Annotated in this window: 24 protein-coding genes and 3 pseudogenes; 11 read left to right on the plus strand and 16 right to left on the minus strand. The window is 51.5% G+C overall.

Annotation, left to right across the window (positions count from 1 at the left end; translation table 11 throughout):
* Window positions 1–20: 20 nt before the first annotated feature.
* The 5 genes and pseudogenes from E3U44_RS19865 to asd form a co-directional block, all read right to left on the minus strand.
* A complete protein-coding gene (locus tag E3U44_RS19865; protein ID WP_240761751.1) occupies window positions 21–314 on the minus strand; it encodes a multicopper oxidase domain-containing protein in 294 nt (97 codons plus the stop codon).
* An 8-nt stretch (window positions 315–322) separates the two neighbouring features.
* A complete protein-coding gene (locus E3U44_RS19870; protein WP_240761752.1) occupies window positions 323–1,081 on the minus strand; it encodes a cupredoxin domain-containing protein in 759 nt (252 codons plus the stop codon).
* Between the two features lie 36 nt (window positions 1,082–1,117).
* A pseudogene (locus E3U44_RS19875) lies at window positions 1,118–1,312 on the minus strand (multicopper oxidase domain-containing protein); the annotation flags it as partial.
* Entirely contained in the window at window positions 1,269–1,598 is a 330-nt protein-coding gene (locus E3U44_RS19880) for a twin-arginine translocation signal domain-containing protein (RefSeq protein ID WP_276321965.1), read from the minus strand. The pseudogene E3U44_RS19875 and the gene E3U44_RS19880, both read right to left, overlap by 44 nt.
* Window positions 1,598–2,518, minus strand: a complete 921-nt coding sequence (gene asd / locus E3U44_RS06410) for an archaetidylserine decarboxylase (protein WP_134357266.1) — start codon at window positions 2,516–2,518, stop codon at window positions 1,598–1,600. The genes E3U44_RS19880 and asd overlap by 1 nt, the downstream gene beginning before the upstream one ends.
* Window positions 2,519–2,858: 340 nt before the next feature.
* Here asd and gspE point away from each other — a divergent pair, with 340 nt between their 5' ends.
* The 8 genes from gspE to E3U44_RS19210 all read left to right on the plus strand — a co-directional run bounded on the left by gspE (window position 2,859) and on the right by E3U44_RS19210 (window position 10,261).
* Window positions 2,859–4,601 carry a type II secretion system ATPase GspE gene (gene gspE, locus E3U44_RS06415; protein ID WP_134357267.1) on the plus strand — a complete coding sequence of 581 codons (1,743 nt, stop codon included), beginning with the start codon at window positions 2,859–2,861 and terminating at the stop codon, window positions 4,599–4,601.
* Window positions 4,602–4,603: 2 nt separating this feature from the next.
* Entirely contained in the window at window positions 4,604–5,836 is a 1,233-nt protein-coding gene (locus E3U44_RS06420) for a type II secretion system F family protein (protein WP_134357268.1), read from the plus strand.
* A 15-nt stretch (window positions 5,837–5,851) separates the two neighbouring features.
* A complete protein-coding gene (gene gspG, locus E3U44_RS06425; protein WP_134357270.1) occupies window positions 5,852–6,286 on the plus strand; it encodes a type II secretion system major pseudopilin GspG in 435 nt (144 codons plus the stop codon).
* Between the two features lie 114 nt (window positions 6,287–6,400).
* Window positions 6,401–6,859, plus strand: a complete 459-nt coding sequence (locus E3U44_RS06430) for a GspH/FimT family pseudopilin (RefSeq protein WP_240761753.1) — start codon at window positions 6,401–6,403, stop codon at window positions 6,857–6,859.
* Window positions 6,852–7,295 (plus strand): type IV pilus modification PilV family protein, encoded by a 444-nt coding sequence (locus E3U44_RS06435; RefSeq protein WP_134357272.1) that lies wholly within the window; start codon window positions 6,852–6,854, stop codon window positions 7,293–7,295. Before E3U44_RS06430 ends, E3U44_RS06435 begins: the two co-directional genes overlap by 8 nt.
* Window positions 7,296–7,647: 352 nt before the next feature.
* The gene (locus E3U44_RS06440) at window positions 7,648–8,829 is read left to right on the plus strand and encodes a hypothetical protein (protein ID WP_240761754.1); all 1,182 of its coding nucleotides are present in this window, start codon (window positions 7,648–7,650) and stop codon (window positions 8,827–8,829) included.
* Window positions 8,830–8,896: 67 nt separating this feature from the next.
* The gene (locus tag E3U44_RS06445; protein WP_134357274.1) at window positions 8,897–10,066 is read left to right on the plus strand and encodes a glycosyltransferase; all 1,170 of its coding nucleotides are present in this window, start codon (window positions 8,897–8,899) and stop codon (window positions 10,064–10,066) included.
* Window positions 10,067–10,108: 42 nt separating this feature from the next.
* Entirely contained in the window at window positions 10,109–10,261 is a 153-nt protein-coding gene (locus E3U44_RS19210; RefSeq protein ID WP_166805008.1) for a hypothetical protein, read from the plus strand.
* Window positions 10,262–10,488: 227 nt separating this feature from the next.
* Here E3U44_RS19210 and E3U44_RS06450 read toward each other — a convergent pair whose 3' ends face one another.
* The 3 genes from E3U44_RS06450 to E3U44_RS06460 all read right to left on the minus strand — a co-directional run bounded on the left by E3U44_RS06450 (window position 10,489) and on the right by E3U44_RS06460 (window position 13,752).
* A complete protein-coding gene (locus E3U44_RS06450) occupies window positions 10,489–10,713 on the minus strand; it encodes a glycine cleavage system transcriptional repressor (RefSeq protein ID WP_240761755.1) in 225 nt (74 codons plus the stop codon).
* A gap of 158 nt (window positions 10,714–10,871) precedes the next feature.
* Window positions 10,872–12,269 carry a sigma-54-dependent transcriptional regulator gene (locus E3U44_RS06455; RefSeq protein ID WP_134357276.1) on the minus strand — a complete coding sequence of 466 codons (1,398 nt, stop codon included), beginning with the start codon at window positions 12,267–12,269 and terminating at the stop codon, window positions 10,872–10,874.
* Window positions 12,244–13,752, minus strand: a complete 1,509-nt coding sequence (locus tag E3U44_RS06460; RefSeq protein WP_134357277.1) for a sensor histidine kinase — start codon at window positions 13,750–13,752, stop codon at window positions 12,244–12,246. Before E3U44_RS06460 ends, E3U44_RS06455 begins: the two co-directional genes overlap by 26 nt.
* 261 nt (window positions 13,753–14,013) lie before the next feature.
* Here E3U44_RS06460 and E3U44_RS06465 point away from each other — a divergent pair, with 261 nt between their 5' ends.
* Together E3U44_RS06465 and E3U44_RS06470 are read left to right on the plus strand one after the other, a co-directional pair.
* Entirely contained in the window at window positions 14,014–14,460 is a 447-nt protein-coding gene (locus E3U44_RS06465) for a DUF4168 domain-containing protein (protein ID WP_166805009.1), read from the plus strand.
* Between the two features lie 133 nt (window positions 14,461–14,593).
* The gene (locus E3U44_RS06470) at window positions 14,594–14,953 is read left to right on the plus strand and encodes an EF-hand domain-containing protein (protein ID WP_134357280.1); all 360 of its coding nucleotides are present in this window, start codon (window positions 14,594–14,596) and stop codon (window positions 14,951–14,953) included.
* 433 nt (window positions 14,954–15,386) lie between these two features.
* Here the strand turns inward: E3U44_RS06470 and E3U44_RS06475 are convergent, their stop codons facing one another.
* Complete coding sequence (locus tag E3U44_RS06475) at window positions 15,387–15,632, minus strand: glutaredoxin family protein (RefSeq protein WP_134357282.1); 246 nt, start codon at window positions 15,630–15,632, stop codon at window positions 15,387–15,389.
* Entirely contained in the window at window positions 15,622–16,137 is a 516-nt protein-coding gene (gene moaB / locus E3U44_RS06480; RefSeq protein ID WP_134357283.1) for a molybdenum cofactor biosynthesis protein B, read from the minus strand. Before moaB ends, E3U44_RS06475 begins: the two co-directional genes overlap by 11 nt.
* 48 nt (window positions 16,138–16,185) lie before the next feature.
* On the opposite strand from moaB, the gene nfi reads away from it, so the two are divergent.
* Window positions 16,186–16,851, plus strand: coding sequence for a deoxyribonuclease V (nfi, locus tag E3U44_RS06485; protein WP_166805010.1), 666 nt, complete (start codon window positions 16,186–16,188; stop codon window positions 16,849–16,851).
* A 68-nt stretch (window positions 16,852–16,919) separates the two neighbouring features.
* Here the strand turns inward: nfi and E3U44_RS06490 are convergent, their stop codons facing one another.
* The 6 genes and pseudogenes from E3U44_RS06490 to E3U44_RS06515 form a co-directional block, all read right to left on the minus strand.
* Window positions 16,920–17,150 carry a PEP-utilizing enzyme gene (locus E3U44_RS06490; protein WP_338040794.1) on the minus strand — a complete coding sequence of 77 codons (231 nt, stop codon included), beginning with the start codon at window positions 17,148–17,150 and terminating at the stop codon, window positions 16,920–16,922.
* A gap of 111 nt (window positions 17,151–17,261) precedes the next feature.
* Window positions 17,262–17,417: pseudogene (locus E3U44_RS06495) on the minus strand (IS3 family transposase); the annotation flags it as partial.
* 281 nt (window positions 17,418–17,698) lie between these two features.
* Window positions 17,699–18,088 (minus strand): DDE-type integrase/transposase/recombinase, encoded by a 390-nt coding sequence (locus E3U44_RS06500; RefSeq protein ID WP_134357286.1) that lies wholly within the window; start codon window positions 18,086–18,088, stop codon window positions 17,699–17,701.
* A 40-nt stretch (window positions 18,089–18,128) separates the two neighbouring features.
* A pseudogene (locus E3U44_RS20565) lies at window positions 18,129–18,284 on the minus strand (transposase); the annotation flags it as partial.
* Between the two features lie 69 nt (window positions 18,285–18,353).
* Window positions 18,354–18,566: a hypothetical protein gene (locus E3U44_RS06510; protein WP_134357289.1), complete on the minus strand. Its 213-nt coding sequence runs from the start codon at window positions 18,564–18,566 to the stop codon at window positions 18,354–18,356.
* An 80-nt stretch (window positions 18,567–18,646) separates the two neighbouring features.
* A complete protein-coding gene (locus E3U44_RS06515; RefSeq protein ID WP_134357290.1) occupies window positions 18,647–18,934 on the minus strand; it encodes a hypothetical protein in 288 nt (95 codons plus the stop codon).
* Between the last annotated feature and the right edge of the window lie 265 nt (window positions 18,935–19,199).

Below are 19,199 nucleotides of genomic sequence, written 5' to 3' on the forward strand. Positions count from 1 at the left end.
GCGTTGCTTTAAAACATTTTTTAGGCCCGTACCTGGAAATTGCGCATCATGTCCAAGTCTTCATGTTCCATATTATGGCAGTGGTATAAGAACAGCCCTTCATAGTCCTCAAAGGGCTTCAACAGGGTCACTTTTTCTCCCGGCATGACCAGCACCGTATCCCGCCACCCACTGGTGATGAACCCCTCGTTGAGGCTGGCATAACCTTGTTGGAACCCTGGTAATACTTCCCGCTTTACGATTTGAAAGGGTTGTCCATGAATATGCATGGGATGGGGCATCATCATGCCACGAGCCCGCCGGTCTCGGTTCACAAACTCCATCAGCTGCAAGGAATTAGTTTGACCACCTCCTCGTCCTCGTCGGCGACGGCGGTCATACGGAAGGAACGGCCATTGAGACGCGGTGAATGGGGTCGCACGGAGAGCCGGATGGTTCGGGGAGGATCGGCATTCTCTGCCTCTTGTACCCGATAGCTCCGAACAGTGGATAGGCGCTCTGGCAATTTCTGATTTTCCTCCTCTTTGCGTACTACCCGGACCTTCATGATGGAGAAGCCGGCACCATTAGGTAAGGTACCGCCGCCATGGCCATGCATTCCCCTGCCGCGACCTCCTCCCATGCCACCGCCCATGTGGGGCATGGCCCCGGAGAAGGGAAAACTTTGCAGCTTTATTTCAGAGCCTACCTTGCGCCCGCTGAAATCCATCCAGAGTTCAACACGTTCAGCGGGGGCGAGAGTCACATAGGGATAGCGCTCAGGTTTTTCTAACAGTCCCCCATCGCTGGCGATGACGGTTACCGGGGTGCCATCGCTCCAAGCGAGTTTGTAGATGCGAGAATTGGAGCCGTTGAGTATCCGCAGTCGGTAGGCGCGAGTGGCTACCGGGAGCTCAAAATCGGGAAAGCCGTTGACCAGGATGTGATCGCCAAGAAATCCTGTCATCCGATCGTGCATCCCGCGAACATACTGGAGTTCATTCCGGTGGCCGAACCGGCGGTCCTGAATAACCAGAGGAATTTCGTAGTCGCCACCCGGCAGGTTGAGGGTGCGTTCCTCCTCGTCGCTGACTAGCAGCAAGCCGGCAAGGCCAAAGTAAACCCGGTGCCCGGTGACTCGATGGGTATGGGAGTGATACCCGTAGGTGCCGGCACGGTTGAGAACCTGGAAATCGTAGCTATAAGTCTGTCCTTGATCGATGGCATAACGGGGATGGCCATCTGATTTTTCTGGAACGTGGAGACCATGCTGGTGGACAACACAGGGGCTAGGAACATTGTTGTGGAAGTGAATACGAACCTTTTGCCTTATTCCGGAGCCGCAGAATCGGCCCTAGATAGCTGCCAGGAATTTCTTCTACCGTTCCCTCAGGGCCATTGAGCAGTTTTGCCGAGAATTTCCATACTTTTGTTGGTGAACCCGACAAGATAGGAATTTCTGTGACCTGGGCGGTCATCCTAATTTCTACATCAGGATTTGAGAACAGGTAGGCATCGTTTTTCGGACTGGCTCCTGCCCATAGCCATTTGGGCGTCAGGGCCATGGTAGCGGCCCCCATCCCTGTATACTGTAAAAATTTCCGCCGCTTAATCTTCATTAGGTACTTGCCTGCTGTCTTTCTGCATCTATCTGGACGGTAGTGGTGAGCTGGCCTAGGGTTTGTCCCATAAGTATCCGCGATTCCGGTTGCAAGCTGGACTGCCAATGGATCATTCCCGGCGGTAAGATTAAGATAACGGTAGAGCCCATGTTAAAGCGTCCCATTTCTTGACCTTTTTCCAGGGGGAGGGCTTTATCTCCTTCATAAAGCCAGTGGCCGGGTTGGTGCCGGTAAGGCGGGGTGATTTGGCCAGCCCATACGGTTTCGATACTGCCAACAAAAATAGCACCCACCAATACCATGGCCAGGGGACCCGCTTCAGTTTCAAAGATACTGACCACCCGTTCGTTACGGGCAAAAAGATTAGGAATTCCGTTGACGGTTTTAGGGCTGACTGAAAATAATCGGCCTGGTAAATAGGCCATTTCCCGTAAGCGACCTGGCAGGGGCATATGAATGCGATGATAATCTTTTGGGGAAAGATAAAGCGTTGCAAATTGGCCATCGCGGAAGGGGGCGGCCCGGATTTCAGAGCCACCCAGCAGGTCTACCAGGCCGTAGCTCCAGCCTTTAGCTTGGATCAAGCGGCCAGCGGTAAGGGATCCGAGTTGACTGATATGCCCGTCCACCGGAGAAACGACTGCATCCGCTATATCTGCTATGGGCCGTGCGCCTTCAGCAAGGGCGCGGGTGAAGAAAGCATTAAAGTTTGGATAATCTTTGGGGGAGGAGGATTCTGCCTCTTCCATGTTAACTCCAAAAATCCGAGCAAATAGGCGAATTTGGAGGCCCGTTAGCCAGCTGATCCGATGTCGGGTCAGCCGATACATTAGATGGGACAGCGTATGCTGAGGTAGTAAGTGTTGATAGAGGCTGAGAAGCCAGTCTCTGAGTCGGTGTGGGACAGCGCTCGCCATAAATTTAATCCTTAGTCATTACCATCATGGTATTTTAAATGAAATTGGGAAGAAAACCTTGACTAGTTGGATTGCTCTGAGAAACATAGATGGGGGGTGGCAAATGGTAGAATCGGATTTTTAATACGGTTAGGACTGACACGAAAGGTTCGGAATCGTCATGCCCGCCAAAACGGGGATCCAGTTTTTCAGGTAGTGATTAGATTCCGGCTTACGCGGAAATGGCAAACTGCGTCAGTCCAGACGGTATTTTTTGGCTATTTCTTGCCGAGATAATAGGAGACAATGATATCTTGCCGCTATTTGGCATTATTACAAGCAAGGGACAGACTGTAATTTGATGGCGCAACAACTTGAAGAAACAGTTCCCATTACACCTACTCCTGGAGATAAGGCGGTTCCCCAGAGCTTCGAAGAAAAGCTCGGCCAATATCTAGTTGATCGGAGCAAACTGCGGGCAACGGAGTTCCGCCATGCTCGGCGTTTGGCGATGGAGGAAGGCATACGGTTTTCCGCCATGTTGATAAGGCTAGGGTTGATTTCCGAACGGGACATGGCAGAAGCCTTCTCTGCATTGCTTGATCTGCCCCTATTGGGAGCGAGTGATTATGATGGTGGAGGGCTAAACGGCCAGGTTTCATTGCGGTTCCTCAAAGAATCCCGAGCGGTGCCGGTATTGGAAGAAGAGGACGCAGTGGTGGTAGCGATGGCCGATCCTAGCGATCGTTATGTCCAGGATGCCATTGCCCTTGCTTACGGCAAACCCATAAGCCTGCGGGTCGGTTTGCCCTCGGAGATCGAAGCGGCCCTTGAACGTCAAGCAGGGGGCAAATCGGCGATGGGGCAGCTCGTCGAGCATCTTGGGGCAGACGAGGAGGCGGAGACGGATGTCCAACATCTGAAGGATATGGCCAGCGAGGCCCCGGTCGTACGCCTAGTGAATTTGCTGATCCAGCGGGCGGTGGAATCCCGGGCATCCGATATCCACATTGAGCCCTTTGAGAACAGTCTACGAGTCCGCTATCGGATTGATGGGGTGTTACGAGATGTAGAGGCTCCCCCAGCGCGCTCCACAGCAGCCGTGATTTCCCGCTTTAAGATTATGGCCAAGCTCAATATCGCTGAGCGTCGATTGCCTCAGGATGGGCGAATTCAGCTCCGTATCCAAGGGCGGGAATTGGATTTGCGGGTCTCGACGGTACCGACCCTCTATGGTGAAAGTGTAGTACTGCGGCTGTTAGATAAAGGTAGTGTGGTGCTCGATTTTGATTCTCTGGGCTTCCAAGGCAGCACCTTAGAGCGGTTTCTCCGGGTATTAGAGATGCCCCACGGGATTATTATCGTAACCGGTCCCACAGGCAGTGGTAAAAGTACTACCCTTTACACGGCCCTGCATAAGCTCAATACCCCGGATCGCAAGATTGTGACCGTGGAAGATCCAGTGGAATACCAGCTTGAAGGGATTAATCAAATTCAGGTGAAGCCTCAGATTGGCCTCACTTTTGCCGGTGCCTTGCGGTCTATTGTACGCCAGGACCCGGATGTCATCATGATTGGTGAAATGCGGGATCGGGAAACCGCTGGCATCGCAGTTCAATCGGCCCTGACAGGCCATTTGGTCCTTTCTACTCTCCATACCAATGATGCCGCGGGTGGCGTCACCCGTTTATTGGATATGGGGGTAGAGGATTATCTTCTGACTTCCACCGTCAATGGTATTTTGGCGCAACGCCTGGTTCGCACCCTCTGCAAACATTGCACCGAGCCTTACGAGGCCATGCCCGAGTTAATAGAGGAACTGGAGTTGCACCGCTTTAGCCAGGAGAAGCCGGTCATGTTGTATCGTCCTGTTGGCTGCGAACATTGTAACGGCATTGGTTATCATGGTCGGGCAGCGATTATGGAGTTTTTGGTCATGAGTGACCCTGTTCGCCGTCTCGTGCTCCAGCATGCCGATGCGGGAGATATCCAGGACCAGGCCCAGAAAGAAGGCATGCGCATTATGTACGAAGATGGTCTTCTCAAAGCGCTATCCGGCCTCACCACTATTGAAGAGGTGATCCGAGTCAGTCAGGAATCCTGATCATGGCCGCTTTCCATTACAAGGCAGCAACTTCGAGCGGAGAAATCCTGGAAGGGGAACGTCGGGCCGAGCACGAAGCGAATGTGGTCGAGTGGTTACACTCTCAGGGCTATATCCCCATTCGCATTGAAGAGGCCACCGCCGGGGGTCGAGGCCGATCCCGTCAGGGTGTTGGCAAGGGCTTATTGGGGCGTAAGAAAACGGTCCGCCAGAACGATGTGGCTGTGGTGACCGGAGAATTAGCCACCTTGCTTCGCGCTGGTTTGCCACTGGATAGGGCTTTTAGTACTTTGATAGAAATTGCAGAGGAGGGGCCCGTTAGGGAACTTTTGACCCGCCTTCAGGAACAAGTGCGGGGAGGGGCTTCCCTGGCGGAAGCCATGGAATCCCAGGGGGAGGCCTTTTCTCCTCTCTATATCAGTATGATCCGGGCAGGTGAGGCAGGTGGGGCCTTGGATGTGATCCTGGGGCGGTTGGCCGAATTCATGGAGCGTTCCAAGGCCTTGAAAAATGCCGTCACTTCGGCCCTTATCTATCCCGCCATTTTGGTGGGAGTTGCCGGGCTCTCTGTGATTATCCTGTTGGCCTTTGTGGTTCCCCAGTTCCAACAGTTATTTGAAGATGCCGGTAAAGCCTTGCCCCTGGCAACCCAGATAGTGATTGCGGCGGGTGATCTTCTCCAGAATTATTGGTGGGCACTTTTACTGGGTCTTTTAGCTGTCCTATTGTTACTTCGCTACCAACTCCAGGTGCCGGAACGCCGCTATCGATGGGACGGTTGGCTGTTGCGGTTGCCACTGGCCGGCGATTTGATCGCCAAGCTGGAGATGGCCCGACTTTCCCGTACCCTGAGTACCTTACTCCGTAATGGAGTGCCGTTGCTGTCGGCCCTGGCAATCATCAAGGATACTTTGGGCAATCGGGTGATGGCAGAGGCCCTCAATGAAGTTGCTGACGAGCTACGCCAGGGGCATGGAATGGCGGATCCTTTGTTGGAGACGGGCCTATTTCCAAAAATGGCAGTGCAAATGATTAAGGTGGGCGAAGAAACAGGCCAGCTGGAAGATATGCTAGGTCAGGTGGCTGAAACTTATGATGTCGAAGTGGAGTCCACTATCAAGCGCCTATTGGCCTTGTTGGAGCCGGTCCTGATCCTGAGTTTGGGGGTGATTATTGCCGGGATTATTATGTCCATATTGGTCGCTATTTTGAGTGTGAATGAATTGGCCTTTTAAAACGAGGAGATTTTGATGCAACGAAAGAGATTAAGGCATACCGGTAGTTTCGGTTTTACTCTCATTGAATTACTTGTCGTACTTGTCATTTTAGGGTTGTTGGCAGGGTTAATTGGCCCTCAGGTGATGAAGTACTTAGGCAGTGCTAAGACTGACTCGGCCCGTCTCCAGATTGAAGATTTGGCCGCTACCCTTGATCTCTACCGCCTGGAAGTAGGACGTTATCCTACCACCGAAGAAGGGCTCCAAGCCCTGGTGGAAGCGCCTCCGGGGGCCAACCGCTGGAATGGTCCCTATTTAAAGAAAAGTCAGGTGCCGGCAGATCCCTGGGGGTATGAATATCATTATCGCTCACCCGGTGAACACGGTGCTTTTGATATCTATTCCCTGGGTGCAGACAATGCCGAAGGGGGGGAAGGTGAAAACCAAGATATTGTGAGTTGGAAATAAAAGTAAGCGGCTAAGTTTCTGCTAGGAAGGGGGAGGGGCGTTGTGGGTAGCGTGGACAATGCATGGGCCATGATTAGATATTCTCCCTCCCCTTCCCGGCAGAGGCGAAATCCATTGCCGACAGTTCCCCAATTTAAGTCTCAAAGCGCTTTTACCCTGATTGAGCTGCTGGTCGTTTTGGCGCTAGTGGCAGTGTTAATGGCCTTAGTGCCTCCTTTTTTGCAAGGGGGCGTTTCCGGTGCTGAGCTGAAGGGGACCGCTCGAAAACTGGCAGCAGCGCTCAAATACGCCCGCAGCCAAGCGATTACTCACCACCGAGAAGCCGTCTTGATACTGGATTTGGAGCGCCGGCATTTTATAATTACGGGCAGGAAGCGCCACTATCCGCTTCCGGACAATATGGACATTTCCCTCGTCACTGCCCGTTCAGAATTGGATACCGAACGTATCGGTAAGATCCGGTTCTTTCCTGATGGTACTTCCACCGGTGGGCGTATTACCCTAGCCCAGGGCGAGAGTCAATATAAGGTTGATGTTAATTGGTTGACCGGTCAGGTGGCCATCCTTGATTAAACGTAACCAAGGCTTTTCCTTATTGGAAGTGCTGGTTGCCTTTGCTATTTTGGGCATTTCACTAGGGGTATTGCTCCAGATCTTTTCCACTGGCATGCAGACCACCACATTATCGGAAGAATATACCCGCGCCATCTCCTTAGCCGAGTCCAAGCTTGCCACCATTGGCGTAGAAACGCCTTATTTAGAAGGAGTTCAAGAAGGACAATTCGACGAGAAATACGCCTGGCGCACGACCATTCTTCCCTATGAAGAACCCGAGGAAGAGCGAGAAGAAAGACTCGGTGAGGGTTTTGATGATCCGGTAAATCTGCCCGCATTACCTTACATGATCAAAGTGGAGGTATTTTGGGAAACGGGGGGTAAGGAGCGCCGGGTTGTCCTTGAAACTTTACGTTTAGGATCCCTGTCACAATCGCAATCACAATTACAATAAGTATCTCAGTAAAAGTTTTGAAGTATTCCTGGAGCGAGCCGGTGGCGTGGAGCCAGGGGACAGGGAAGTTCCCGCAAACCCGTTTTTCAGGGAGGAAAAACGGGTTTGCGGAACACCACCGGCTCGCTCCTAAAACACCTCATATCTTATTCATAGGTACTTAGAAAGCATGTGGTTGAGGAGATAGGGTCAGGATGGGGTGATGAGTTTATCGGACACACCCACCTGGCGCGCTCCGGCCTCCCCCGTCGAGGGTAAGGCAATGAGCTGGCTTTAAGCCAATAGTTATTCTGTAATCTTGATGAAACAACGGCCTGCATTTTTTTGGTTTTCACTGAGTATAGCTCCTGTTATGCCCTTCTGGCGCCTATTGCTCATCGCACTGGGATTAATGATCCTCAGCGGGGCTTTACTTATCAGCGGATTTCTCGCCTATCATCACAAAGATTTTGCGCCGCCTGAGGTTCAGCCTAAAATTTGGCAAGGCCATAGCCTGCAACTGATGGCAGGGGAAGGGGCTAGGGGAGGGGAGGGATTAGAGGTCCGAGCTCTTTCTGCTAGCGGCCAAGCCATCATCTCTTCGGGCAAGATTGCCCTTGCGACAGAAAAATACCCTTTTCTCCAATATCAAGTACAGGGGATCCAGCCAGAGATGGATCCTGTTTTTTTCTGGCGTAGGGCCGAAGAACGGGGGAAGGTGATCTCTTTGCCCTTGAGTTGGAAAGGAGAGGGGCATGCCATGATGGGGCTTGGCCACCATCCCGCCTGGCAGGGAACCATTGTGGAATTTGGTGTGGCTTTTCGCAAAAAGCCCGCTGAACCGGTGGTGATCAAAGAATTCACCTTTAAACCCCTTTCAGCAGTCTCATTGCTGGCTATGGTCTGGTCTGAGTGGACCACCTTCGAAGGTTGGAGCCAACGCTCCATCAATTTTATTGAAAATGGAACTGCTAATGCCTTGGTTCCACCGACTTTAGCGGCAGCGGCTTGGGTGGCCCTTAGCCTATTTTTCTATGGCCTTTGGGGATTTTTTCGACGCCGGCATTGGGATTGGCGCGTGGTGTGTATTGCCTTTTTGCTCGGGTGGATAGTGATGGATCTTCGCTGGCAAGCAGGCCTTTGGCAGCAGTTGCAACAAACCCATGACCGCTATGGCGGCAAGGGAGGGGAGGAAAAACATCTGGCCGCCGAAGATGGTTTTCTCTTTAAATTCATCACCGAGATCAAGACTCACTTGCCGCCCCTTCCCCAGCGTGTTTTTTTGGTGACGGCAAAGCCTTTAGCAGAAGATCACTATACCCGGCTTCGGGTGCGCTACCATTTGTTGCCTTACAATGTCCATGACTATGGCACCCGTTTGCCTAGTCAGGACCATGTCCAAGCCGGTGATTACCTATTGATACTTGGTGCCACGCCTGAATTTACCTTCGATCCAGAACAACAACTTCTCCAAGGGAGGGAGGGCAAAAGGAAGGGGTTGGCAGCAAAAAAGATTTATGTCGCCTCCATGGGCACCCTGTATCAATTGTTGTAGGCGTGACATTTCGGGTCCCCGTGCCAAGCCGGATGACTCATCCCACCTAGATTAAAGTGCTTTTGACATGTTGCGTGTTTTGCATATTGGCAAATTTTTTCCTCCTTTCGCGGGCGGTATGGAGTATTTTCTCCAGGATCTGCTACCCGCCTTGCAAAGGCAAGACATTGAGGTAGCGGCATTAGTCCATGCTCATCTCTCGCCGCGCCAACGGCGTTTTTCGAATCATTCCTTCCCTGTCCAATGGCCTTTTCCTGTTTATCGCGCCCCCTGCTATGGCCGTCTCCTTTACGCCCCGGTAAGCCCCCAGTTTCCTTTTTGGTTACGAAGAACTATCCGGCAATTTAAACCGGACTACTTGCACTTGCACCTCCCCAATACTTCCGCTTTTTGGGCCATGGTGGTGCCGACGGCCCGGCGAATTCCCTGGATAGTGCATTGGCATGCCGATGTGGTCGCCTCCCGCCACGACCGACTCCTTGCCCTCGCTTATCCCTTCTACCGTCCCTTTGAACAAAGCCTCCTAGGGGACGCCTCGGCTATCATCGCCACCTCGCCTCCTTATCTTGACAGCAGCTTGGCGCTAGGGTCTTGGCGCGACAAGTGCCATGTCATTCCCCTTGGCCTCGACCCAGCCCGGTTGCCGGAACCCACTGAGGCTGAACGAGCGGCGGCCCATCATCTCTGGGGAGACAAGGGGCGCTTGCGAGTACTGACGATTGGCCGTTTGACCTATTACAAAGGACATGAGGTGTTGTTGCACTCCATTAAAGCTTTGCCAGAAGCCCGTTTATTGATTATTGGCACTGGCGAGGGTGAAGCAAAGCTGCGGTCTCTAATTGCCCACCTCGGATTGGAAGAACGAGTTACCTTGCAAGGCAGTTGTACGGAGGCCCAACGTAATGGGCTATTGGCGACCTGCGATGTTTTTTGCTTGCCTTCCATAGAACGGACCGAAGCCTTCGGGGTGGTGCTGCTAGAAGCGATGCGGTTTGGGAAGCCGGTGGTGGCCAGCAAAATTGAGGGTTCGGGAGTTGGCTGGGTAGTCGCTGAGGGGGAAACGGGAAAATTGTGCGCACCTCAAGACTCAGCTAGCTTGGTCCAAGTCCTGGGAGATTTATTGCACGCTCCCGAAAAACGGGAATCTTTAGGTAAGGCGGGCGAGCAACGCTTTCGTAACTATTTTCAAATCGAACGTATTGGGAAAAAAACGGCAGAGCTTTATCGCTGTGTATAGAGCACCATAAGACAACTGTATAACAGATAAAAGGTTGCCATAATGCAAAATAGATTCGATGAAGAGGCTCTGAAAAAAGTGCTTAAGGAAGCACTGGTAGAGACGTTCCAAGAACGACGCGAACTCTTACACGAGGTTTTTACTGAAATACTGGAGGCCGTTGCACTCGCAGAATTTATCCACGAAGGGCGGTAAACTGAAAAGGTGAATCGGGACAAAATTTTTAGGGCTCTTGAAGATAAAGGGTGAAAACTGTATTCCGCAAAAGCTTCTAACGAGATCTAAAGAAAATTAAGGACCGCCCTGCTCTCAATCAACTAAAACAGGTCATAGAAGAAGTCAAGGCAATCGGTAGCTTGTAAGAAATAAGTAGGCTGAAGAAGATGAGCGGTACGAGTATTTTATTGGATTCGGATTGGCAGTTATCGAATTGGCATTGTTGTTGAAGGCCCCAGAAAGGAATTATTTAGCTTGGCCACAGCGCTCCAACTGCCAGAGGCGATTAGCAATATGGCGAATTCCGCTCCGAGTAGGACCATTCGGCTGTCTTCGATGTGGCAACCGCCATCGAGTATGGTTCCACTTAATTCTTTCAACAGACCGGGCCGGTCGCGTCCTATCGCCGAGATCACCAAATGTTGCTGCATCGCGTTTTCTATCTTGCCCATTCAGAGGAACAGGGCAATTAGCTTAGCCGATTACGCTGTCAAAAGGGTCAAGTCTTGCAAAGTGCGTGATAAAAAATAACAGATGATCGCTGTACAGTAAAGATCACGAAGCAAGAGTAGAGCTTCCCAGTTAAATATTAGCTGGATTCTTCTTCCCCAAGGCGCCGGTATAAGGTGCGGCGGCTGATGCCGAGTAGGGCTGCGGCGCGGCGTTTGTTCCCTCCTACTTGATCCAGGACATAATGGATATAACTCTGTTCAATTTCTCCTAGGGTAGACAGCATGCCCTCATCCGATGGGGAGAGGGGCTCGGACAGATTTTTTGCCCTAGACTTGGATTTAGGCATTCTTCTCATGCGTTCAGGAAGATGGAACAATTTGATTTCTTTTTCGTGACAGAAGACGACAGCACGTTCGATAGTGTTGCGTAGTTCCCGCACATTACCCGGAAACGGATAGGCTTTGAGATGAGCGAGGGCGGAGGGATGGATACCGCGTACTTCTCGTCGCAACTGGGTGCGAAATAGATCAAGAAACCGCGCTATAAGTAGATCCAGATCATCCCCTCGATCCCGCAGCGGGGGGACCGGCAGGACAAAGGTTTCTAGTCGATAAAACAAGTCTTCCCGAAACCGCCCCTGGTTGACCTCCTCTTCAAGGTTGCGATTTGTGGCAGCCATGATCCGAACGTCTACGCAGCGTTCCTGATTAGCCCCTAAGGGTCGGACTCGGCCATCTTGAAGGATACGCAGCAACTTGGCTTGCAGTGCTAGCGGCATTTCTGCAACCTCATCTAAGAGTAATGTTCCACCTTCTGCCTCTGCAAATAACCCCTTACGGGCATTGCTGGCGCCGGTGAAAGCCCCTGCAGCATGTCCGAAAAATTCGCTTTCTAACAGTTCCGTGGGGATGCCTGCACAGTTGACAGCGATGAAAGGGCCTGCAGCCTGCCCGCTTTCCCGGTGAATAGCCCGTGCTACCAATTCTTTGCCTACGCCGCTCTCCCCGGTAATCAGTACTGGACCTGCCGCGTGGGCTAATTGGCGAATGGTTGCAAAAAGGGTTTGCATGGGGACGCTGCGGCCGATAATGCCATGAAAATCATCGTTGTTCAGCAGCTCTCGAAAATGCTGTACTTCTTTTTTTAAGCGCCGATTCTCCAGGATGCGGGTAACGCAGAGCATCAGGTGGTCAAGATCCAGGGGTTTGGTAAGAAAATCGTCAGCGCCTAGTTTGAGCGCCTCGACTGCTTGGTTGATGGTTCCGAATGCCGTGATCATAATGAAACCAGGGGGAACAGGATACGTACGTACCCGTTCTAGCAATTCCACGCCATTGGCACCCGGCAAGTATAAGTCGCTAAGAATCAATTCAGGGAGCCAGGTTTCGAGTATATGCCATGCCGAATTCACCTCTCCGGCAGTGCGTACTTGCAAACCTGCATCGGTCAGTTCTTCCTCTAGGAGTCGGCGCAAGGCTTTATCGTCTTCGACAATCAGCACCCGTTCCTTAGGATGAATCTCTTCTTTTGTCACTTAGATATTCTCCTTGGAGTGATTTGGGCAGGGGAGGGAAAAAGAGATAAAACGCGGCTCCGCCAAGCAGACTGCGTCCCACCTCAATGCTGCCATGGTGTTCTTCTATGGCTCCGTGGACGACAGAAAGTCCCAAGCCGGTACCTTGACCAACGGGTTTAGTGGTGAAAAACGGTTCGAATAATCGGGAATGGATCTCATCGTCAATGCCGGGACCATCGTCTTCTACACAAAATCCTGTTAATTCTCCTTCCTGAAACCAGGAAAGTCGCACATGGCCCCCAGGGCTTGCCTGCATTCCATTGCGCAGCAGGTTGATCAATACTTGTTCAATACGCACCGGATCGACGAGCATAAGGGGCGCAGGGTGGGGTCCGGCAAGCTCTAACTGCACCCCTGCATGGGCAAACTCGTCTCTGACCTGGGAGACGGCAGCCTGAGCCAGCCGAGCCGCGACCTCTGGGTGCAGACTTAAGGGGGTGGCGCGTCCAAAATCCATAAGTTGGCGGACAATATGTTCCATTCGTTTCACTGCATCTCGGATTTCCTGTAATCCCTCTGTGACCTGTAGAGGCAGATCTCGCAAGCGCAGCAGCCGTTGGGCCTTGCCGTCTACTACGCTAAGCGGTGTGCCCAACTCGTGGGCGGTGCCAGCCGCCAATTGACCGATTGCTGCCATTTTTTGGGATTGTCGCAAACGGTTCTCTAGTGTTGACTGCTCGGCGCGCCGGCGGGAGATCTCCGCCTCTGAATGGGCGATGCTGTCAAGCATGTTATTCATACAAGCACTCAAGGCGACTAGTTCCCGTGGACCTTGCAAAGGCGCTCGATGAGTACGGTCGCCTTGCTCAATCATTGCCATGCTATTCATCAGCGCAGCAAGATATCGGCCAACAGATCGGTATTGGCCGTAAATCACGACGCCAGTGAGAAGAAGGGCAAGAAGCACCAAGAGAAGCAAACCCTGCCAGCGTATCTGACCAAGATAGTCCTGAAAATCGCTACCCTGGCGGGTAAGCTGTAAAAGACCAATGATGAGTCCGCTGGAATCGGTTAAGGGTACGAAATAGGAATAGATTTCCTCACCGTCAAATTCGCCATATTGCCCCCGCCGGTTCCCTTCGGCCGCCAGCTGGATTAATTTGCGGCTCTGCATGCTAGGCTCCTTGGCGCCTGTGGCGGCCACCTTCTTGCCTTGGGCATTGTAGACATACGCTCCATAGACGCGATTGATGTGGAAAGCAGAATTTAGGGCTTGTTTGACGTCCCCTTCCCGGTCTTGTTCTAGGGCATGACTGAGGGGGAGGCGGATCGCTCGGGCGATAAGTTCGACATCCTCCTGCATCCGCTTTTCAGTTTGTTTTTCTAACTCAGATAAACTGAGATAACCAGCTATGGCGAGGATGGAAACCAGAGGCACCACCATGAAAAGCGTGAGTGCAGCACGTAGGCTATAGGCGTTTCGGAATAATTGAATAGTCATGGGAGGAGGGATAGTTTTGGTTCATGACACATGTGTCATGTTAACACATGACGAGGCCCTCTCAATTAACCCCATTAGCTAATAGGCGAGAGCCGCATGAATTAGCTTTGTTTCCGTGCTGTTTTAAAAATTTCTTCTAAATCTAGCAGTTATAAAAATAGAAGTAATTCTGGGGCATTGCCGGGACAAATGGCATTATATTTGCCTGAATAAAGATCGAGCTAAGCCATGGAGCATGGCTCGGTGAGTCCTGAGAGGCTAATGCAAATTATTCAAGTTTATTGGAGCAAACCCATGCAAAGTATGCTCAATGTAAAGAATATTTCTCTGGTCGTTTTTGTTATATTCTCTCTACTGGGAGCTTCGCTAACGTCTGCCCAAAGCGACGCTCCCTCTGGCCGCGGGATGGGTCAGGGACCCTCTGGGCAAACCCAATTTAGTGATGATCAATTGGAGGCTTTTGTTGCTGCTTCCAAGAAAGTGAATGAAATTAGTGCGGAGTATCGCCCACGCATAGAACAGACCCAGGATCGGGAGCGGGCTCTAGAACTTCAGCAGGAGGCCAGCAACGCCATGGTCGAAATGATAAACTCGAAGGAGAACTTAGACGTGGAGACCTATAATGCGATAGCGCAAGCTGCATCTACTGATGCTAAGTTAGCCCAGAAGATACAGAAATTAATGGAACAGTCACAGCGCAGTTGGTGAGGATAATAGGCGAGCCAGTCGATGGGCTTAAGTCGACTGGCAGCCTCTGTTTGTTAGGTCTATTTGGGTAAAAACCTAAATTTATAATTTCATTTCCACCACTCTTAGCGGAAAACGAGCGGAATCAACCGGTATGAATAACCCAATTTTACGTATTATGCAGATAAAGAAAAGTAGGGTATTTGTGTTTTTTGCGACTTTATTATTGCTCCTAACAGGTAGCACTTTAGCCGCTAACCAGGATACATCGCCACCACTCGTAGAGGAGGAACAATGGGGAACACGACAACCAACTTTTACAGAATTAGATAAAAACCTAGATGGCTTTATTAGTAAAGATGAAGCAGAAGAGTGGAGTGAATTAAGCAAAAACAACAAATTTGACCAGATTGATCAGAATAATGACAATAAAATTAATTATTCTGAATTCCGTGCTTTTCAGGAGAAAAAAATTAAAGAATCGATCAAAGAGTTTACCAAACCCAGAGAGTAAGGGTCAGTCAGGGAGTCAAAAAAAGTTCTCCCATCGGATTTTGTAGGGTGATATGCAATCTGATGGGAGAGCCCTATCGCGGCTCGGGTGGGAAGAGGAGACACATGTTAGTTCGGACAGAAGAACCACAAGATTGGGCTCGTATAAAGGGTCTACCATCGGATTTTGCAGGTAGCAGGCGAGCTTTAAAAAGGTTAGCCTAGGTTAGGACGGGGATGTGGCTCTTGGGGTCAGTGGCTGTGATGGCAGTTCACTAGACTTGAAATGCATAACGAAAAATTTGGTTACTATTTTGGCCTTTCCGGCATCCCGGTAACTTTGCCGCTATAAGTACTATCATGCCTTTCTATTCGGCTGGATAATCTTCAGCTATTGCGCCCAAATCAAACTTGAATTCCCCCAGATGAGGGTCCAGTGTTGCTAACTGAGATCGCTATATGGGGCCAGTCCATTGTCGGATAGCGTTGAGAGTGAAAGGCCAATCCAAGGATAACCCCGATTCTGGCTGTAGAAGAACTGGGATCCGCATTCCGTAACGTTCAGTTAGCAGGGGATCATCCCCAATCTCCACTTCTTCGACGGTAATTTCAGGAATTCGTGTCAATAGTTGGCGTGCCTCGTCGCATAGATGGCAGCCTGCGGTATGGTAGAGAATAAGTCGAGTCGAGCTAGTGTTCATGTAATCGAGGGATTAATTCAGCAAAGTTGCACGGCCGATGGCGGTTATCGAGTTGATCCTTAAGGATGTCGTCCCAAGCGGTACGGCAGGCTCCGGAGGAGCCAGGTAAACAGAAAATAAAGGTCCCATTGGCCACGCCCGCCAGGGCCCGTGACTGAACGGTTGAAGTTTTGATTTCTTCATAGGAAAGAGCACGAAACAACTCACCGAAACCTTCGATGGTTTTGTCAAGCAAAGGTGCGATGGCCTCCGGCGTACTATCGCGGCCGGTGACACCAGTCCCGCCTGTTGTGATGACAATCTGTACTTGGCTATCGGCAATCCAGCGTGAAACGATCTCGCGGATATAATAAACATTATCGGCAACAATCGCCTTCTCGGCAAGCTGATGCCCTGCTGCTTGGAGCCGCTCCGCCAGCAATTTGCCAGAGCGGTCGGTCTCTTCCGTGCGCGTGTCAGAAACAGTGAGCACCGCAATAGTAAGGGGTGTGAAATCTCTTTCCATGGACCCTAGGGTTATGATATTTCAAACTGTATCAAGTATAGCACTGGTATGTTGGTGAAAACTCATTCCTGGAATTTATCACCTCAGGAGGCTGTGGCCCTGCAACAACGGCTTGCGGCTCAGGTGATTACCGAAGATCGCTTAAATCAAGTTCATTCCGTTGCCGGGGTCGACGTGGGGTTTGAAAACCAGGGTAAGATAACTCGAGCCGCCGTGGTGGTGCTCCGTCTCGCCGATCTGAGCCTGGTGGAGCAGGCTGTTGCCCGGCAGCCTACCCGTTTTCCCTATATTCCTGGACTGTTGTCATTTCGGGAGTGTCCCGCGGTATTGGCTGCTTTGGAGAAATTAACTGTGATGCCAGACCTGCTGCTCTGCGATGGTCAAGGAATTGCCCATCCCCGTCGTTTTGGCATTGCCTGTCATCTAGGAGTACTGACCGATTTACCGAGCATCGGGGTCGCTAAGACCCGGTTGGTAGGCAAACATGGGGTTGTACCGGATGAGCGCGGCAGCTGGACGCCCTTGGTGGATAAAGGTGAGACGGTGGGAGCCGTGCTGCGCACCCGCACTGGAGTCAAGCCCATCTTTATTTCGGCAGGGCACCGGATTAGCCTTTCCTCTGCCCTTCACTATGTGATGGCTTGTACTACCCGTTACCGGCTTCCGGAAACGACTCGTGCCGCCGATAAATTGGCTAGCGGTTCTGGAAGGTAAGAAGCAGTTGGAAAACTTTGTTGTCAGCCACAGTGTGGAGCAGGCCGGAGTGGATTTAGACTGGATGATTAGCTCAGTGTGACAATCCCCAAGTAACCATCCACAGTGACCCGGTCACCGGTATGGATACGGGAGGTGGCCTTCCCAATGCCCGTGGCACAGGAAATACCATATTCTCGGGCGATGATAGCGCTATGGATAAGCATGCCGCCGCGGCATTCCACGATCCCCGCCGCGAGGGGCACGATGAATGTCATGTTGGGATCAATCCGACTTTCCGACCCCCCCTGTAAAGATATTCCTGATTTTCACGGATAAGCCTCCAGATAGGGTGAACCCAGCAAGATTGTAGTGGTCAAGTAAAAACGGACATTTTATTATGATGTGGCAAGGGTTTTCCGGACACATAATCACGCTATTTTTCGGTATTGTTTTTCATAGTCCCCTGGGGTCTGATAGCCAATTGCGGAGTGAGGCCTTTGGCGGTTATAAAATACTTCAAGATATTCAAAAATCTCTTGCTGGGCTTCTGCCCGGGTCAGGTAACGCCGGTGAGGGGTGAGTTCGGTTTTGAGGGTATTAAGTACCTATGAATAAAATATGAGGTGTTTTAGGAGCGAGCCGGAGGTGTTCCGCAAACCCGTTTTTCCTCCCTGAAAAAAGGGTTTGCGGGGACTTCCCTGTCCCCTGGCTCCACGCCACCGGCTCGCTCCAGGAATGCTTCAAAACTTTCACTGAGATACTTAAAAAAGCGCTCTGCGGGGGCATTGTCGTAGCAGCAGCCCCGACGGCTCATGCTACCTATAAAGCCATAATCGCTGAGAGTCTTCTGGTCGAGCTCGGAAGACTATTGACGGCCACGATCACTGTGCACAATCAATCCGGGGGCAGGTCGGCGCTTCCAGATGGCCATCATCAACGCATCGTGAGTGAGTGTAGCGTTGATCCGCGCTGACATGGCCCAGCCCACCACGGCTCGGGAGTAGAGGTCGAGCAAAACGGCCAAGTCAAGCCAGCCTTCCTCCGTGGGGATGAAGGTGATATCACCGACATACCCCCTATCGGGCCGAGTCGTTTCAAACGCCTGGTTGAATACATTAGGAGCCGCAGGACGCGTGGGATGGGCTTGGGTGGTGGCCTTGAATTGACGCCGACGCTTGCTCTTGAGCCCCTGCGGTTTCATCAAGCGAGCCACCCACGTACGGCTGATGGGTTCGCCCTCGCTTGAGTTCATCATCAAGGTGTTCTTCACCCACCTTCTTTTCCACCGATTGAGCACAATGATACTTGCCTATCCAGGTAGGCAGGGTGTTCTTGTTGACCCCTAACTCTTCGGCGGTCTTGCTGAACGGCTGCTCACTCTCTACTGCCAGCTTCACCGCTCGCGCTTTAAATTCCGCGGTATACTGACTCGCTTTCTTCTCGGTATTCATCACAACACACTTTCCTCATTTTGTCTTTAAGATGACTTGAGTTCGTGTGTCCGGAATAGTCTAGCCACTTCAAATTTTCGGAGCAAACAAGCCAAAGTTGGCCACATTGTTGGCCGCGGTGATATCTAAGGACTGAAACTGGTTAATTTGCTGGTTCAAGTTGATATCCACACCTACATTGGCAAAACTCGACCCGGGAAAAGCTCCGAGAGTTTTACCGCCCCGCAGGGCAGTCATTTGCGTCCGATCCAGCGTTGTGCTTTCGGGCAAATCGGCAATCATCAGGGAAGCCCTCTCTTTTTCCTCTTGATGGAAGGAGGCCCGCAGACCCCCCGATACGTTGTTAACGACTGTGTTTGGGATTACAGCCAGCCGCCTACATTGACGTTGTTCTGAGCCTGCTGGTTCTGGTGGTTGGTGTTGTCGAGATTTGAGAACCCAAAGTTGGCCACATTATTCCCCACGGCATTTTGAATACCCTGGAACTGGGAAATGGCCTGGGTGGGGTTCACCTGCACGAACGGGTCCCCCATAGGACCCCAGTAGAGGCTCTGCTTCCCAAAGGTCCGCATACCCCCGCGAACCGCCGTCATGGCAGAATGGTCGAGGGTCTTGTTCTCGGTCAGGTCAGCGATACGCAGTGGGCTCATGGTCTATTTCCTCTTCAATACAGTGAATGGGTAGGGTTTTAAATGGGGGCACCGACGCGTCATTGTCTCGGTGCTTACCCCACTATTGCAGGGCTCATGCCAAGGGGGTAGGGGAGGGGGATAATCAAAAACAAGCCACTGATTCTAAAATAAAAGTAGATTCACCGAGACCTCCAGCGCTCGTGTCTCCTCCAGAGTCGGCCCTCGAAAAGTGGGTTTGAACCCCACAAAAATTTAAGCCGTGTGGGTGATTATCGTGATTTAG

Origin of the sequence: Nitrosococcus wardiae (assembly GCF_004421105.1) — a bacterium.
Classification (GTDB): domain Bacteria; phylum Pseudomonadota; class Gammaproteobacteria; order Nitrosococcales; family Nitrosococcaceae; genus Nitrosococcus; species Nitrosococcus wardiae.

What these genes read in the sequence shown, in the direction of transcription:
- E3U44_RS19880 (WP_276321965.1), bottom strand. Translation starts at nt 1,598, where the DNA reads ATGAAGATTAAGCGGCGGAAATTTTTACAGTATACAGGGATGGGGGCC.
- asd (WP_134357266.1), bottom strand. Translation starts at nt 2,518, where the DNA reads ATGGCGAGCGCTGTCCCACACCGACTCAGAGACTGGCTTCTCAGCCTC.
- gspE (WP_134357267.1), top strand. Translation starts at nt 2,859, where the DNA reads ATGGCGCAACAACTTGAAGAAACAGTTCCCATTACACCTACTCCTGGA.
- E3U44_RS06420 (WP_134357268.1), top strand. Translation starts at nt 4,604, where the DNA reads ATGGCCGCTTTCCATTACAAGGCAGCAACTTCGAGCGGAGAAATCCTG.
- gspG (WP_134357270.1), top strand. Translation starts at nt 5,852, where the DNA reads ATGCAACGAAAGAGATTAAGGCATACCGGTAGTTTCGGTTTTACTCTC.
- E3U44_RS06440 (WP_240761754.1), top strand. Translation starts at nt 7,648, where the DNA reads ATGCCCTTCTGGCGCCTATTGCTCATCGCACTGGGATTAATGATCCTC.
- E3U44_RS06445 (WP_134357274.1), top strand. Translation starts at nt 8,897, where the DNA reads ATGTTGCGTGTTTTGCATATTGGCAAATTTTTTCCTCCTTTCGCGGGC.
- E3U44_RS19210 (WP_166805008.1), top strand. Translation starts at nt 10,109, where the DNA reads ATGCAAAATAGATTCGATGAAGAGGCTCTGAAAAAAGTGCTTAAGGAA.
- E3U44_RS06450 (WP_240761755.1), bottom strand. Translation starts at nt 10,713, where the DNA reads ATGCAGCAACATTTGGTGATCTCGGCGATAGGACGCGACCGGCCCGGT.
- E3U44_RS06460 (WP_134357277.1), bottom strand. Translation starts at nt 13,752, where the DNA reads ATGACTATTCAATTATTCCGAAACGCCTATAGCCTACGTGCTGCACTC.
- E3U44_RS06465 (WP_166805009.1), top strand. Translation starts at nt 14,014, where the DNA reads ATGCAAATTATTCAAGTTTATTGGAGCAAACCCATGCAAAGTATGCTC.
- E3U44_RS06470 (WP_134357280.1), top strand. Translation starts at nt 14,594, where the DNA reads ATGAATAACCCAATTTTACGTATTATGCAGATAAAGAAAAGTAGGGTA.
- E3U44_RS06475 (WP_134357282.1), bottom strand. Translation starts at nt 15,632, where the DNA reads ATGAACACTAGCTCGACTCGACTTATTCTCTACCATACCGCAGGCTGC.
- moaB (WP_134357283.1), bottom strand. Translation starts at nt 16,137, where the DNA reads ATGGAAAGAGATTTCACACCCCTTACTATTGCGGTGCTCACTGTTTCT.
- nfi (WP_166805010.1), top strand. Translation starts at nt 16,186, where the DNA reads ATGTTGGTGAAAACTCATTCCTGGAATTTATCACCTCAGGAGGCTGTG.
- E3U44_RS06500 (WP_134357286.1), bottom strand. Translation starts at nt 18,088, where the DNA reads ATGATGAACTCAAGCGAGGGCGAACCCATCAGCCGTACGTGGGTGGCT.
- E3U44_RS06510 (WP_134357289.1), bottom strand. Translation starts at nt 18,566, where the DNA reads ATGATTGCCGATTTGCCCGAAAGCACAACGCTGGATCGGACGCAAATG.
- E3U44_RS06515 (WP_134357290.1), bottom strand. Translation starts at nt 18,934, where the DNA reads ATGAGCCCACTGCGTATCGCTGACCTGACCGAGAACAAGACCCTCGAC.